Source organism: Rhodoluna lacicola (assembly GCF_000699505.1).
Classification (GTDB): domain Bacteria; phylum Actinomycetota; class Actinomycetes; order Actinomycetales; family Microbacteriaceae; genus Rhodoluna; species Rhodoluna lacicola.
In genome coordinates, this window is sequence record NZ_CP007490.1 from 240,806 (window position 1) to 256,709 (window position 15,904).

The following is a 15,904-nucleotide window of genomic DNA, read 5'->3' on the forward strand; positions in this document are numbered from 1 at the left end:
GGCTACTCCCCGCCGAACCACACAATTGAATGAGGAAAAATTATGCCAACTTTTGGCAAATCAAACGCGCGCGCTCCAAAAAAGGCAGCTGCGGGTCGTAAACCACGCACATCATCTGCAGATAAGGCCGCCGCAAAGGCAGGCTTCCCTAAGGGTGCCGGAAGCGGCCGCGCAGGTTCAAACTTCAAGCCACGCGAAGACGGTAGGGGCGGGCGTTCGGAATTCCGGACAGGCCGCGACAGCGGGCTTCCTGGTAATGAGCGTGGCAAATTTGCGAACGCTGATGCTCCACGCGCACCTCGCGCCAAGGGTGCATTCTTTGAAGCTCGTGCACCTAAGCAGTACGGCACAACCCGCGACAGCGGGTTTGCTGGTAATGAGCGTGGCAATTCTGCAGGTCGCCCTTCATACGGCAACCGCGATGGAATGAATCGCGACAGCGGTTCTTCCCGCAGCGGCGGTAGCCGCGAGGAGTCAACCCGTGGCGGATACCAGGGTCGTTCAGAACGTCCTTCATATGGCCGTCCAGGTTCAGCTTCCGGTGGCCGCAACTCTCGTGAAATGAACGGTGGTCGTGAAGACCGCGGTCGCGACTGGACGCCTCGTGGAAATGAAGGTTCGGGTCGTCCATCACGTCCTGCTTACAACTCAGATCGTCCAAGCTACGGCAATCGCGACGATCGTGCTCCTCGTACTTGGGGTTCACGCGATGATCGTGCACCTCGTCGCGATGATCGCGATGCGCGTCCAGCACGCCGTGATGGCACAAGCCGCGACAGCGGGTTTGCAGATAAAAACCGTACTTTTGGTAACCGTGAAGACCGCCCAGCACGTTCAGGTTTTGGTGGTGGCTTCGGCGACCGCAACCGTGCAGAGCGTCCTTCATACGGTAAGTCAGATTCAACTCGTTTCGAAGACCGCACTGCAAAGCGCGGTTGGTCAGAAGACCGTGGTCGCGAAGAGCGCAATCCGAAAAGTCGCGACAGCGGGTTTTCCTCGCGCGAGAGCAATAACGATTCGAGAAACCCTAATCGTCCAGACCGTGCAGCACGCGATGATTCACGCGAATCATCATTCCGCGGTGCACGCGACTCAAACCCAAACAAGAAAGCTTTCTTCGAAGACAAGGTGCTTGAACGTCTAGATGCTGTTGAGGCTTCAGAGGCAATCACCACTGACACCTTTGCCGAGATGGGACTTCACCCTCGCATTCTCGAGGCACTAACCGGAATGGGAGCAGCCGCTCCGTTCCCAATCCAGGCAAGCACAATTCCTGCCGCTATTTCTGGTCGCGATGTTCTTGGTCGCGGTAAGACTGGTTCAGGTAAGACCATTGCCTTCACCGTTCCACTAGTTATGAAGCTTGTTGCAGCAGGTTCCGTTCCTCGCAAGCCAGGTAAGCCACGTGCGCTAATCCTTGCTCCAACCCGTGAGCTTGCAGATCAGATTGACCGCACTGTAAACGGCATTGCCCGCGCAGTTGGTTTCTACACAACCTGTATCTACGGTGGTGTTCCTCAGCGCAAGCAAGAGAACGCAATGAGCCGCGGTGTTGACATTGTTGTGGCAACCCCTGGTCGTCTAGAGGACCTAATCTCACAGCGCATCGTAGATCTATCAGAAGTTGAAACTCTTGTAGTTGATGAAGCTGACCACATGTGTGATCTTGGTTTCATTGAAGGTGTGCGTCGCATCATGCGCGCAACCGGCGACAGCCAGAAGCTTTTGTTCTCGGCAACTCTTGACCGCGAAGTAGATGCACTTGTTAAGGAATTCCTTCCTGACCCTTACGTTTACGAAGTGCCAAACGAAGAGAACGACACTGCAAACATCATTCACCGAGTCATGACCGTTGACCCAGAAGACCGATCTCAGGTTCTTCTTCGTCTAGTTCAGGGCCACGGAAAGTCGATCATCTTTACTCGCACCAAGATGACTGCAGAGCGCCTAAGCGAATCACTAACCGCAGCGGGTGTTCCAGCCGCGCGTCTTCACGGTGACCTAAACCAGAACCAGCGAAACCGCAACCTTGAGCGTTTCACCAAGGGTGGTTGCCGAGTTCTAGTTGCAACTGACGTTGCAGCTCGCGGTATTCACGTTGACGACGTTGCATTCGTTATTCAGGTTGATCCACCTGAGGAATACAAAACTTACCTACACCGATCAGGTCGTACCGGCCGTGCGAACAAAGAGGGAACAGTTATTACTTTGATTCCTCGTAGCCGTCGCCGTCGTATGGAAGACCTGCTTCGTCGTGCAGAGCGCGATGGAATCTTCTCTGAGGTTCGTCCAGCTAGCGAATTGCTAGTTGAGCTTGCTGGTCCGATTGCGCCGATCCCGGCTCCTGAGTCTTTGGACTTTGGTGACAGCCGTGGCGGTTCATCACGCGAGGGTGGCCGCGGCGGTTCAGGTCGTTCTGGTGGCGGACGCTCAGGTGGCGGTCGTGGCAACTACGGCGGCTCTGGCAAGGGTCGCTGGGCTGACAAGCCTAAGGGGAATCGTCGCGGCAGCGGGGATTCAGGTAATGAGTCGCCAGCATCTTCTCGTCCTCGCGCCAAGAAGTACGCCAACTAATTAGCTTCACGAGACCCCCGCTGGCCAGTGCCGGCGGGGGTTTTCGCTATCCCGTGCCCAAAACCAGGGGTTGCGCCCGGCCCCACACCTGGCTTAGACTGGGGGAAGCCAAAGACCGTCGGTTTTGTCCTTTACGGGACAACGAAGGATACGAAAGTGTCAACCCACGCAGGTGTATTTAGAAGTCACAGTTATCGGTGTTTTCACTGAGACCTTTTACTGCTCTATGCGTCTGCATGGAGCATTTTTTATTTCCCGGGGCTACCGACATAAACAAATCAAGGAGCGCCATGGCGAACAAGGTCGAGAAGGTAGCTGAGCTAACTGGTCTATTCCAGAACTCAAACGCCGTCTTTCTAACCGAGTACCGCGGTCTCACCGTTGCACAGCTCAAAGAGCTTCGTCGCAACATCAGTGCAGACGCAACCTACGCCGTAGCAAAGAACACTCTTATTGAGATCGCTGCAAAGAACGCTGGAGTAACCGCATTTGACGGCCAGTTGTTCGGACCAACCGCTCTCGCTTTCGCACACGGTGACGCAGTCAACGTTGCAAAGGCTTTGCGTGACTTTGCCAAGGCAAATCCTCTACTAGTTGTAAAGAGCGGTGTCTTTGATGGCGTTGCTGTTACAGCTGCAGAGGTGCAGAAGCTTGCAGATCTTGAGTCTCGTGAAGTTCTACTGTCAAAGGCAGCAGGACTATTCAAGGCGCCAATGTCTCGTGCAGCTGCCGTTACTCAGGCTCCGCTATCTCAGGCAGTACGCGTCATCGACGCACTACGCGCCAAGCTAGCCGCCTAAACCACAAGCTTTATAAACACTTAAACAACAAGGAGAAACACCATGGCAAAGTTGACAACTGAGCAGCTTATCGATGCATTCAAGGAACTATCACTAATCGAGCTTTCAGAGTTCGTAAAGACTTTCGAAGAAGTATTCGAAGTTACTGCTGCTGCACCTGTTGCAGTTGCTGCTGCACCTGCAGCTGGCGGCGGCGAGGCTGCTGCTGAGAAGGACTCATTCGATGTAGTTCTTGAATCAGCTGGCGACCAGAAGATTGCAGTTATCAAGGAAGTACGCGCACTGACCAACCTAGGTCTAGGCGAAGCAAAGGCTCTAGTTGATGGTGCACCTGCAACCATTCTTGAGGGCGCAAACAAGGACGCTGCTGACAAGGCAAAGGCTGCTCTAGAGGGCGCTGGCGCAAAGGTTACCCTTAAGTAATCTGCGACTTACAGCTACAAAGACTCCCTCGGACTTCGGTTCGGGGGAGTTTTTCTATGTCCTGGGGTCTTTTTACCCCGATAAATATCCCGATACGAATGTTCGGGTGGCCCGAACATAAAGAATATTCGTTTTGCACGCTTTTTAGACTTGAAACATCCCTGGTTCCCAGTGTTTTCCTAAGGAGCACCCCTTGCATCGCAAGTTTGACGTTCGTCGTTATCTCACCGCTTTTTTCGTTGGCATTTTTGCAATCGTCGGATCAATCGTTGGGATTGATGCGCCAGCAAATGCTGTTGCAGGTGATTCTTCAACTGTGGACTACACCGGTACTTTTAATTACACAACCGGACCAAGCAGTGCTTCTGTGTCACCAATTGCGAGCAACGACACAACTTTTACGGTTGAAGCCTGGGTAAATCCAGCAGCTTGGACTTCGACTCATGACTACATGGTTATCTTTGGCCAAGGCTTGACAGGTGCAGGCTGCATTTCTAATCGGTATGGTCTCTTCCTGAGCAACACAGAAAACAATGGTTGGAAGTTGCACTTCGCGCATAATGACTGCGGTGTTTTCAGCCCAGTACTTGTGCCAAACAATTCGTGGACTCACATTGCCCAAGTCGTTAACGGAAGCTCGGTAACCATTTTTATAAACGGTGCCCAAGCATGGACAACGACATATAACTGGTCGGCAAGTTTTAGTTCTGGGTCGGTAATTGGTTCCGCTGTCGATGGCGCAGACTCGTTTAAGGGTTCAATTGACCAAGTGAAGGTTTGGGATTCAAACCTATCTCAGTCTCAAATTCAAACGAGTATGAACGCCTTCGGTGCTGGAGGTATCAGCGGACTAAACGCACACTTTGACTTCAATGAAGGCTCTGGCAACATCATCTATAACCGGGTGAACACCGGTCAAAGTCTTAGCGCAACTTCAATCTCGCGTGACGACGTGAAGGCAACGTCAAAAGTGGCCGGAAAAACTGTTGTTACCTTTCCTCGTAGTTACCTAACACCTGGTGGTGGTTGGACTCCACCTTCAGGAATCAATAGAGCAGAAGTCCTAATTGTTGGCGGTGGCGGTGGTGGTGGAAAATCTGCGAGCCCAACTCAAATTACTGGTGGCTCCGGAGCAGGTGGAGCCGTTTACCAAATTTCTAGTTTGCAACTCCCAACAACTGCAATACCAATTGGAGTTGGAGCTGGCGGCTTGGGAAGTTCCGAGAATACTGGTATCGGAAGTAGCGGCGGCTACAGTTTGTTGGGTTCACTAAAAGTAGCCGGTGGTGGTGGCGGCTACAGCTACAACTCTTCGGGGACTGGCGCAACCACGCCAGGCGGAGCAGATTTCGTAGCTGGCGGAAATGGTGGTGGCGCAAAGCCCGGTGTCTCGAGTCTTGGAGGCCCGGCAGGCACAGCGCAGAATCAGACATTCAATGGGGCAACATTCACAGCTCTTAGTGGAGTCGCAGGCAGTGGTGGATCTGATGCACAATCTGGAGGTTGGGGCGGGCAATCTTCCGTGCGCACATCGTCAATTTCTGGTACTTCCGTTGAATACGGAAAGCGAGGACAGTACCTAGCCTGGACGGCAGGAAATAAAACACCGGGATCCGGAGGCTCCACTGATTATCGTTATGCGACCGGAACAACAACGCTTATTGGCGAGATTGGCGCGAACGGAATTGTTGTGATTGCGTATGCACCAATTGACGACAACTTTATGAACTTCAATGGAACCTCGCAGTATGCGGTTGCCTCTGGTGCTCAAGTAATTCCATCAACGGGTGCTTTCACGCTCGAGGCTTGGATAAACCCGACTTCCTCTGGTGCGCCATCGACGGCAATTATTGCATCCCAGGGAACTGGCTCAACACGTTTTTACGTGAAGAGGGCAAACAATCAACTTGTTACTTACCGTGACCAAGCGGTGAACTCCTCTGAAGTTGTGTGTGGCACACTCCCAGTCGATCAGTGGGTGCACATCGCAATTGCCTATGACAATTCAAAAGCATATTGCTTCATTAATGGATCGCTCGTGGCATCACCAAACTTTGTTTATGGCTCTGAGACTGTAAGTACAGGATTCTATGTTGGGCAGTACTCCGCGGCACCGAGCGATCCAAATTCCTGGTGGAAGGGCGCAATCGACCAGGTAAAGGTTTGGAATACAGCAATTACTGATTCTGCGCTTATTGCGCGAAGCATGAATGCCTACGCGGATCAAGACACAACTGGATATATTTCCGGTTCATCAGGCACCCCAGTACTTACAAATCTTTATCCATTCAACGAAGCAACAGGCACAGCAACGGTGGCTGACATGGTTGGAAGCGCAAACCTAACAACTACTGGTAGCCCAACCAGCACCTCAATCGTTTCTTCTTCAACTCCTTCTGGAGCGACGGTTTACTCATTCCCGCGTACATTCCTAAATGCTTTTGGTGGATGGTTCCCTCCTGTAAATTCCAGCACTGCTAGCGCCCTTGTGGTCGCCGGCGGTGGCGGTGGCGGAGGCTGGGCCTGGGGTGGCGGTGGCGGTGCCGGCGCAATGCTGACCGCCTCTGCCAATCAAACATTGTCTGTCAACACACCGAAGACGGTCATTGTCGGTGTTGGCGGTGCCGGTGGATTACAGGTCGACGGAGACACGAACAAAGGTGCAAACGGTGGTGACACAACATTTGGCTCTGCAACAGCCAAGGGTGGTGGCGCCGGCGCCGGGTGGGGATACATGTCGCAGACCAGCTCGCGTTCAACTGGTTCTTCAGGAGGATCAGGAGGCGGTCACAGCGAGTACCAATCGACTTTGGCTGCAGCTGCATCTAATCAACCTGATGTGTCCGGATTCACAAAACGTGGGAATGCGGGTGGTGCCATGGAGCGAACCGCCTCGCAAGGAGGTTCTGGTGGTGGTGGAGCTGGCTCAGCTGGCATTTCCATAGTGTCAAGCGCTGCACAAGGCACGGCTGGGGCCGGGGGAGCTGGGTTCCAATCGAGCATCACCGGTGTGGCCACTTACTATGCAGCCGGTGGTGCCGGAGGTCAATCAGCTACTGATACTGCATCCTTGGGTGGATCGTCTATTGGCGGAAATGGTGGATCCTCAACATTGGCTCCTACAGCGGGTGTTGCAAATACGGGTTCCGGTGGCGGTGGTGCAGGTATGTCTTCTAAAGGTGGTTCTGGTGGTTCCGGTGTCGTAATCGTTTCATTGCCGTCAAGTGTTCAAACCCCAACAATCAGCTCGCAACCCGCCGACCTTACAAAATCAGCGGGAGAGACAGCAACCTTCAGTGTTACTGCTGCAGTAACTGATGGCGGTACCTTGAGTTACCAGTGGGAAGTTTCTGCAAATAATGGCAGCACATGGATGAATGTTGCCGATGGCACTGGTGGGACAACAAATAGCTACACAACTGCTTCGTTGGTGAGCGCTGATTTGGGTAAGCAATATCGCGTTAAGGTCACCAATACCCTGAGTGGCTTAACGGCTGTCACAAGCTCAACAGCCGCAACGCTGACAATTGGACTTGACAAGATCAACGTCAATTTTGACGAGCTGAACTTTGATTTTTCGAATGTCTTGCACGTTGTTGGAACTAATGGAAAAGCCCAGGGCAATAAAGTCCTGTTCCTAAACGTCACGACCAAGGGTGGTGTCCAGGTTGACGCACTGGTAACAACTGAAACCCTCTCAGGCGCAACAATCACAAACTATGAAACCGGTGCTCGCGCTGGTGGAGCAAACAGTTACTTCCAGACGGACGTAGACTTTACCGCTGCGAATGGTTTTGCACAGTTCAAGTTTGATTTCTACAAGCACGGCGTAGCTGGTGCTGGAGGTAACCCTTGCACTGTCGCAAACCCGAACTGCACCGGTGCCACCAAGGTTGTAATTCAAAACGTAAACGTCAGTGCAATTGACATCGACTACTACCAGTGGAACGACTTCACGCTGGCTGAAAGTTACACGCTTGCTGGAAACACAAAGCTTAAAGAGTGCGTGATTCCAAATACTGGAACATGTACGACTCGTTCAGCTCCAGCAAGTTTCCCTGCGGACATGCGCTTCCAAGGATCGCCAGATACAGCAAGAACTAACGATCCAGTTGACATGGCGATTGTGACTTATGCGGATATTGAAACCTTCCGAATTAAGTTTGGTCGCGACCGAGCGGGATCACCTAACTACTACGGTGTGGCATTCAAGGCTCTGGACTGGGGAGTCACTACGCCGCAGACCACAGGTGGCACGAACTACACAATTAGTTACAACTCAAATTCCCCAACATCTGGATCTCAGTCTGGAACTCACGTTGGTGCCGCTGGTTCAACTTTCACGGTCCTAAGCGCGGGGACTGCGGTAAAGACCGGCTACACCTTTGCGGGTTGGGCTACCTCAAGTACTGCAACCACAGCTGATTACACTGCATCAAGCAAGGTAACCATGCCGGGAAGCAACCTGACTCTGTATGCAGTTTGGACACCGATTAAGTACACCCTGACCTATAACGTCAACGGTGGAAGTGGTGCCCCAGCCGCTGGTTCGTATGAGACCGGCACAAATAATGTGACATTGTCCTCAACTGTGCCAACTAGAACTGGTTACGTGTTTGGAGGATGGGACACCGTTGTAAACAGCGGGGCCGGCAATGTGAACTACGCATCTGGTGCTACGTACTCGATGCCTGCATCAAACACCACTCTTTACGCAAAGTGGACCATTGCAAACGGAACCCTTGCCTACAACGGAAATAATGGAACCACCACGCAGGCGAGTGTCACCGCTGCAGGAAACACCACCACCACCGTGGCAAACGGAAGCAATACCTCGCGCACCGGCTATGACTTTGTGGGTTGGAATTCAAAGGCTGACGGCACCGGCACCTCGTATGCGGTTGGTTCGACCTTTACTCTGCAGGCAACGGTAACGACAACCATTTATGCGCAGTGGACTCTCAGCAAATACACCCTGGTCTTCAATGTGAATGGTGGAACGGGTACCCCGCAGTCGCAAAGCTATGTTCAGGGTGCAACCACAACCATGCCGGTGACCAACCCAACTCGTGCGGGTTACACATTTGCTGGATGGAACTCTGCTGCAGACGGAACAGGAACCAACTACACCGGTTCGTTCCTAATGCCGGGTAACAACCTCACCCTTTATGCCAAGTGGACACCGATCACCTACATCGTGACCTACAACAACAACTCGGCAACTTACTCAGGTGCAACCGGTACCGTGAGCGACGCAACAAATTACACCGCGGCGCAAACAGTCACAGTTGCGGCTGGAACCGGATTGAGCAACACCACTGGTTCGATTACCTACGTATTCACCGGTTGGAACACTAACGCTGATGGAACTGGCACCGACTACATGCCGGGAAGCACTTTTGCGATGCCGGCAGGCAACCGCACACTCTATGCAATGTGGGTTGATGCAAGTATTGAAATTGCCTACAACGCTAACGGTGGAACCGGTGCACCGGCAAATACCAACGCAACTACTGGCCAGTCATTTACCATCAGTGCCACTCAACCAAATCGTTCTGGTTACACATTTGGTGGCTGGAGCCTGCAAGATAACAGCCCATCAGGTGGGCCTTACAGCGCCAGCGGAACTTTCACACCAAACAGCAATGAAGTTTTGGTGGCTCAGTGGACTGCCGTCAACTACACCGTCACTTACAACTCCGACGGTGGATCAACGGCACCGGCTCAGCTAACCAACAAACACATTGACGACACAATTTCTGTTGATGGTTCGGCTCCAACCAAGACTGGATACACCTTCTTAGGTTGGAAGGACGGCGCTGGAAACATTTATCCAGCGGGCGGAACTTTCAAGATGCCTGCTGGTGATGTGACCTTGACCGCTCAATGGCAAGGCAACGCCTACACACTTACCTATGATGCAAACGGCGGTGCTAGTGCGCCGGCTGCTGAAACCAGAAATTACACCGCAACGGCTAACCTGTCTTCAACAGCACCAACACGGACTGGTTACACGTTCCAAGGTTGGAACACCCTGGTGGGTGGAAATGGCACTGCCTACAACGCGCCGAATTCACTATCGTTCACGATGCCAAATTCAAACACCACATTGTTTGCTCAGTGGACAGTCAACAACTTCTTGCTGACTTACAACACCCAGGGTGGTTCCACAGCGCCTTCCGGTGGAAGCACCAATTACAACGTTGAAGTGACCGTAAGCGGCAGCACCCCAACCAAAACCGGTTACAGCTTCGCCGGTTGGAATACCTTGGCTGATGGGTCTGGAACAACCTACTTGCAAAGCGCCAAGTTCAACATGCCGAACGCGGATGTGACCTTGTATGCCCAGTGGACAAAGACCGCTTACACCCTGTACTACAACACCAACGGTGGTCAAGGAGTGTTCTCTTCGCAGCCGGTGAAGTACAGCGAAAGCGTAACCGTTGACAGCACAACTCCTACCAAAACGGGCTACACCTTCAGCGGTTGGAACACTGCTGCTAATGGGTCAGGCTCTGACTTCAACCCGATGGGTGTGTTCACACTCAACGTTGAATCTAACGTGACTCTTTACGCCAAGTGGACTGCAATTAGTTACTCGCTTGCCTACAACGCAAACTCTGGTTCTGGAGCACCTACCGGTGGTTCGCATAACTTTGGGGCCTCAGTGACCACGGCTAACAAGGGTTCGATGAACCTATCGGGGTACCGCTTTGTTGGCTGGAACACACGCGCAGACGGATCGGGAGCCACATACATCGAGGGCGCAGCATTTAGTATGCCAGCTGAAAACGTGATTCTTTACGCACAGTGGATTGATTCACGTTTTGAGATTGCCTACAACGCCAACGGCGGATCAGGTGGCCCAGAAGGCGCTGACATTGACGACGGCACCTTGTACACGGTTGATTCGATCCAGCCGGTTCGCCCGGGCTACACATTTGATGGCTGGAAGCTTGCAGATGGCACCCCTTCAACCTCAACCTATAAGGCGGGTACCGGTACCCAATCTTTCACCATCTCTGGAAACGAAGTTTTGGTTGCTCAGTGGACTGTCAAGACAATCACTGTTACCTATGACTTGAACGGTGGCGGTGGCACAACTCCAACAGCTGATTCTGGAAACTACAACACCAACATCACATTGGCAAGTTCTTCTGGAGTGAATCGAAACAATTACCAGTTTGTTGGTTGGTCAACAACGCCAGACGGTAGCGGCCCAACTTACGTTGATGGCAGCACATTCAAGCTACCGGCCGATGACGTAATTCTTTACGCCAAGTGGGCACCGATTTACTACGTCATCGAATACAACCCAGCCGGCGGAAGTGGTGAGCCAGCAGACCAATTCGCCACCCCAAGTTCAACAGTGGCAATTGCGACTCAGGAACCAACCAAGACCGGCTATGAATTTGATAAGTGGACAGAAGTTTCGCAGGGAACGGAATTCACTCCCGGCAGCAGCTTGACCATGCCAAGTAGCAACGTGGTGCTGGTTGCCAGTTATACAGTGCGCGCGGCTTCGGTGCCAGGTTCGGGTTCGAATACCGGTGTGGTTGATCCAGGCGGAAAACCAATCATCGCTAAGCCAAAGCAACTTGTGCTTTCGGTTTACTTCGCGGGTGACTCATCGGTGTTGACTCCTAGGGCCAAGACTGCATTGAAGAAGTTGGCGGCAAAAGCAAAGGCCTATGGTCGTGCCAATAACATCACCATCTACGGTCGCGTCAAGGAGACAAACGACAAGAGTTACGACCTGCGCCTGTCAAAGGCCCGCGCCGCAAATGTTGCCGCTTTCCTAAAGAAGTACGGCGTGACCGGTGTCTACAGGGTCTCGGCAAAGGGAATCTCTCCGGAGAACACCTTTAGATCCAGACGTGTGGACATGACGCTCTGGTGGGCTAAGTAATTCTGCGAAAGGCGGTCCTTAGGGGCCGCCTTTTCATTTAGTCTTGAGGGGTGTCCAGCCCTTCAATAAGTCAGCGTGAGCGCTGGAAGTACATCCTTATCATTGGTGGACTGCAGACACTTCAGCCCTTCTCGCTTGATCCTTACCTTCCTTCTGGCCCAATCATTGCTCGCGGCTTTGATGTTCCGGAATCACTAATCCAACTAACCCTCAGCGCGCTGACCCTGGGCTTTGCCCTTGGGCAGTTGATTGCTGGGCCGCTGAGTGATTCGATTGGCCGCCGCCGACCAATGTTGATCGGCTCCGTGCTTTATGTGCTGGCCAGTTTCTTGGTGGCACTGGCCCCAAATATCGAACTGTTTTTTGCATCAAGGTTTATTCAGGGCGTTGCCGGAGCAGCAGTTCTAGTCGTTGGCAACGCGGTACTGCGCGATCTTTACGATGGCCTGCCACTGCTGAAGATTATGGGGCGGGTGCTATTGATTCAAGCACTGGCCTGGTTTATTGGTCCCTTCGCCGGATCGCAACTCTTGCAGTTCATGGATTGGCGTGGAGTTAGCGCAATCTTGGCGACCTACGCGATCTTGATGTTAATTGCCGCAATTAAGTTCTTGCCAGAAACGCTAAAACATGAGGATCGCCGCGATCAGATATTCGCCGGCATGGCCATGCGATTTGTACATGTGCTGAAGGATCGAATTTACGTTGGCCTAGTGATCATTTCTATGCTCAACGGCATTTCTCTTTGGGCCTACCTTGTGGTGACGCCATTCGTGCTAACCAATCAGTATGGCCTTAGCCCGGCTGAATTTGGTTTGTTGCTCACGATGAATTCTTTTGGCGCATATCTTGGCGTGCAGGTTTCTTCAAAGCTTGCGCAGCGAGTCCCTGCGCAATGGATTTTGGTTGGGCTACATGTGGTGAGTGTGGTTATCGGCGTTGTGCTTTTGGTGTTGTCAGCCGGCAATCCACCGCTTTGGCTAGTTGCCGGTTTGGTTTGGTTGTTCGTGTTCTTCTTTGGCATGACCGTGACACCTATTGGTGCACTCTCACTTGCACCGCACGGAAACGAAGCTGGCACCGCCGCCTCACTGTTGGCCGTGCTGGGATCCCTCGCCACAGCAATTGCCGGACCGTTTTACACAACCCTGTCGAAGCAAAACATGAGTGGAGTTGGACTAACCATCGCCGCGGCCCACGCTCTTGCACTATTGACGATGGTAACAATTGTTAATCCAAGAAAAGTGCCAACCCTAAAGTAATAGTCTGTTGTCATGGCTCGCGTATTGATAATGCACGGTTGGACAAACCGCAGACAAGAAAACACTTGGCACCGGATTCTCACCGCTGCACTTCGCAAGCAGGGTCACCAGGTGTTGTATCCGCAATTTCCAAACACCGATGCCCCTCATCACGATGACTGGCAAGAACTTCTCTTAGCCGAGCTGGCGCTGCTTGAAGAAGCTGGCGAGGGAGAAAAGATTGTGATTGGTCACAGCCTTGGTTGTGTGAATTTCATTCGTGCCGCTGTGGATGGAAAAATTAGCAATCCCGTGGATCGTCTGCTTTTAGTAGCTCCCGCCGACCCAAACTTGCTAGATGAGGTGCCGGGCTTCAAGGTTGACCTAGCCAAATCAGCCACTAAAGCTGCCTTGGCTGCAGCAGTGAAGTCGCTAACCATTGTGGGCAGCGATGCCGACCCGTGGAGCCCAGATGGTGTTCAAGAAACCTTTGGTAAACACCTGGGAGTTGAGGCAATCATTATCGAAGGCGCACAGCACTTCAGGGCCGATGAGGGCTGGGGTCAGTGGCAGGGGCTGCTTGATTGGGTCAATGATCCGGCGGCCGACATCACGGTCCGCTAGCTTCCCTAGATTCGGTAGCGAGCAGCGATTTGCGATAAGCCTAGGTAGGCTAATGGAGTGCTCCCGATTTGCCCCAGGGACAAACTTCTAATTTAGGAATTTAACGATGCGTATTCTGCTCGTTGGTGCTGGTGGTGTTGGTGACGCAATCGCCAAAATCGCCGCTACTCGCAACTTTTATGAACTATTCGTGGTCTCTGACTACGACCTCTCACGCGCTGAGCGCACAATCGAATGGATTGCCAATCGACACGGCCGCGATGTTGCTGCCAAGTTCTTGGCAGCCAAGATTGATGCATCCAGTGCTGCAAATGTGACCGAGCTTTGCAAGGCGCACAAAGTTGATTTTGTGATCAACGCCGTTGAACCAAAATTCTTGCCCACTGTTTTCTCTGGTGCTTTCACTGCTGGGGTCAACTACCTTGACATGGCCATGAGTCTTTCTGAGCCGCACGAGGCTGATCCATTCCACTTACCGGGTATCAAACTTGGCGATGCGCAGTACGCACTGCACGATCAGTGGGAACGTGCTGGAAAACTTGCGCTGGTTGGTATGGGTGTTGAGCCGGGACTATCCAACGTTTTTGCGCGCTACGCCCAGGATTACCTATTCAGCGAAATCGATGAGTTGAGCATCAAAGACGGTGGCAATCTAACCGTGGTTGATGATCAGGGTAACGAAATTTTTGCGCCGTCATTCTCAATTTGGACCACCATCGAGGAATGCCTTAACCCGCCAACTATCTATGAGCGGTCAAAGGGTTGGTACACCACCCGTCCGTTTAGTGAGCCAGAGATTTTTGAATTCCCTGCCGGTATTGGTGCGGTGGAATGTGTGAACGTTGAACACGAAGAAATTTCAATGTTGCCGCGAAACATCAAGGCCAACCGGGTTACCTTTAAGTACGGTTTGGGCGAGGAGTTCATCGGTGTTTTGAAGACCCTGCACAAGCTGGGACTAGATGCAACCAAGTTGCAGCGCGTGCGTTCGGCGCAGGGTCCGGTTGATGTTGCGCCACGCGATATGGTGGCGGCGGTATTGCCGGATCCGGCAACCATTGGGCCACGCATGACCGGAAAGACCTGTGCCGGATTGTTGGTGACTGGTAAAGATAAGGACGGCCGCGACCGGGCGACCTACCTGTATCACGTTGCCGATAACGCCGAGACCATGGCCGACATTGAGGCGCAGTGCGTTGTTGCCCAAACGGCCTTCAACCCGCTAATTGCGCTTGAACTAATTGCTGAAGGAACCTGGAAGGGCGCCGGAGTTATGGGGCCAGAGGAGTTTGATGCCAAGCCTTTCCTTGATTTGATGAGTTCGTCTACCGGCTACAACATCAAGTGGGAGGCGCAGGAGCGCCTACCGGCAAGCCCGCTTCGTCACCCGTAGTTATTTTGCCGAGGTGAAGACAACGCCCCAGCTAGCTTTGAAGACCTGACCTGGTTCAAGCCAGATTAGGTCTTCTTTGGTATTGAAAGCATTTGCCGGTCCGGTCTGTGGCTCAATCGCGATGGCCTTGCGAAGGGTTGGGTCAGCGTTGTTGTGAAAATTGTCCGGGGTGAAAATAAACGAGTACTTGAATTCCGCTGATTGCCAAATGTCCAGCATTGAACCATCTGGGCTGCGCAAGAAGTGATGGGCAAGTCCGGAATCATCAAAAACTAGATCACCAAAGCCGTGATCAAAATCACAAGTTGATAGTTTGCGCCACTCGGAAATGTCGTATTGGGTTCCGGCGGTTGCAATTTTCTTGATTGGTATCTTGCGCTCGTTTACCAGGTTCACTGATCTTGCCGCTGACTTGATTTCAAGTTCTTGGGTTGGCGTTCCAGAAATTTGAAACAAGGGGTGCGCGCCAATTACAAAAGGTGCCCTTGCAGCACTTTGGTTGACTGCACTTTGAGTCACTGTGATTCCAGTTTCTGTCAGCTGATAAGAAATCGAGATTGTCAATTCAAATGGATAGCCAGCGCTAGCCGCCAGGCGGTAGCCAAGTTTCAGGTGAGACTCGCTCTGTTCGTCGATTTCAAAAATGACCTGACTAACCAATCCGTGAATTGCGTTATCTAGTTCGGCATCGGTTATTTCAAGCTGCAAAGCTATGCCATCTAGATTCCACTTGCCCCGGTCAATGCGATTTGCCCACGGGGCCATGACGATTCCGTCAGCGTATGGGTTTAGGTCGTGACCAGTGGTTGGCGTGATTATTTCAGTGCCAGAAACCGAGAGATTCTTTAGCGCCGCACCAACATTTGAGACGGTTGCTGTGACTTTGGATTTATCGGTGACTAGTGAAAGTTCAATAAATTTAGGCGCCGACATTTAGTTC

General features: G+C 52.4%; 8 protein-coding genes. 7 read left to right on the forward strand and 1 reads right to left on the reverse strand.

Annotation, left to right across the window (positions count from 1 at the left end; genetic code table 11):
- Window positions 1–42: 42 nt before the first annotated feature.
- From RHOLA_RS01230 to RHOLA_RS01270, 7 genes are all read left to right on the forward strand, one after another.
- Entirely contained in the window at window positions 43–2,574 is a 2,532-nt protein-coding gene (locus RHOLA_RS01230; RefSeq protein WP_051636160.1) for a DEAD/DEAH box helicase, read from the forward strand.
- A 290-nt stretch (window positions 2,575–2,864) separates the two neighbouring features.
- The gene (rplJ, locus tag RHOLA_RS01235; RefSeq protein WP_038501832.1) at window positions 2,865–3,374 is read left to right on the forward strand and encodes a 50S ribosomal protein L10; all 510 of its coding nucleotides are present in this window, start codon (window positions 2,865–2,867) and stop codon (window positions 3,372–3,374) included.
- 42 nt (window positions 3,375–3,416) lie between these two features.
- Window positions 3,417–3,797: a 50S ribosomal protein L7/L12 gene (rplL, locus tag RHOLA_RS01240; protein ID WP_038501834.1), complete on the forward strand. Its 381-nt coding sequence runs from the start codon at window positions 3,417–3,419 to the stop codon at window positions 3,795–3,797.
- A 193-nt stretch (window positions 3,798–3,990) separates the two neighbouring features.
- The gene (locus RHOLA_RS07035) at window positions 3,991–11,706 is read left to right on the forward strand and encodes an InlB B-repeat-containing protein (RefSeq protein WP_051636161.1); all 7,716 of its coding nucleotides are present in this window, start codon (window positions 3,991–3,993) and stop codon (window positions 11,704–11,706) included.
- A gap of 50 nt (window positions 11,707–11,756) precedes the next feature.
- Entirely contained in the window at window positions 11,757–12,968 is a 1,212-nt protein-coding gene (locus tag RHOLA_RS01255; RefSeq protein WP_038501837.1) for a multidrug effflux MFS transporter, read from the forward strand.
- A gap of 12 nt (window positions 12,969–12,980) precedes the next feature.
- On the forward strand, window positions 12,981–13,571 hold the full coding sequence (locus tag RHOLA_RS01260) for an RBBP9/YdeN family alpha/beta hydrolase (protein ID WP_051636162.1): 591 nt from the start codon (window positions 12,981–12,983) through the stop codon (window positions 13,569–13,571).
- A 106-nt stretch (window positions 13,572–13,677) separates the two neighbouring features.
- Complete coding sequence (locus tag RHOLA_RS01270) at window positions 13,678–14,964, forward strand: saccharopine dehydrogenase family protein (protein WP_038501839.1); 1,287 nt, start codon at window positions 13,678–13,680, stop codon at window positions 14,962–14,964.
- Here the strand turns inward: RHOLA_RS01270 and RHOLA_RS01275 are convergent, their stop codons facing one another.
- Entirely contained in the window at window positions 14,965–15,897 is a 933-nt protein-coding gene (locus RHOLA_RS01275; protein ID WP_038501841.1) for an aldose epimerase family protein, read from the reverse strand.
- Window positions 15,898–15,904: the final 7 nt, after the last annotated feature.

Coding starts and splice junctions, on each gene's coding strand:
- RHOLA_RS01230 (WP_051636160.1), top strand. CDS start 43: ATGCCAACTTTTGGCAAATCAAACGCGCGCGCTCCAAAAAAGGCAGCT.
- rplJ (WP_038501832.1), top strand. CDS start 2,865: ATGGCGAACAAGGTCGAGAAGGTAGCTGAGCTAACTGGTCTATTCCAG.
- rplL (WP_038501834.1), top strand. CDS start 3,417: ATGGCAAAGTTGACAACTGAGCAGCTTATCGATGCATTCAAGGAACTA.
- RHOLA_RS01260 (WP_051636162.1), top strand. CDS start 12,981: ATGGCTCGCGTATTGATAATGCACGGTTGGACAAACCGCAGACAAGAA.
- RHOLA_RS01270 (WP_038501839.1), top strand. CDS start 13,678: ATGCGTATTCTGCTCGTTGGTGCTGGTGGTGTTGGTGACGCAATCGCC.
- RHOLA_RS01275 (WP_038501841.1), bottom strand. CDS start 15,897: ATGTCGGCGCCTAAATTTATTGAACTTTCACTAGTCACCGATAAATCC.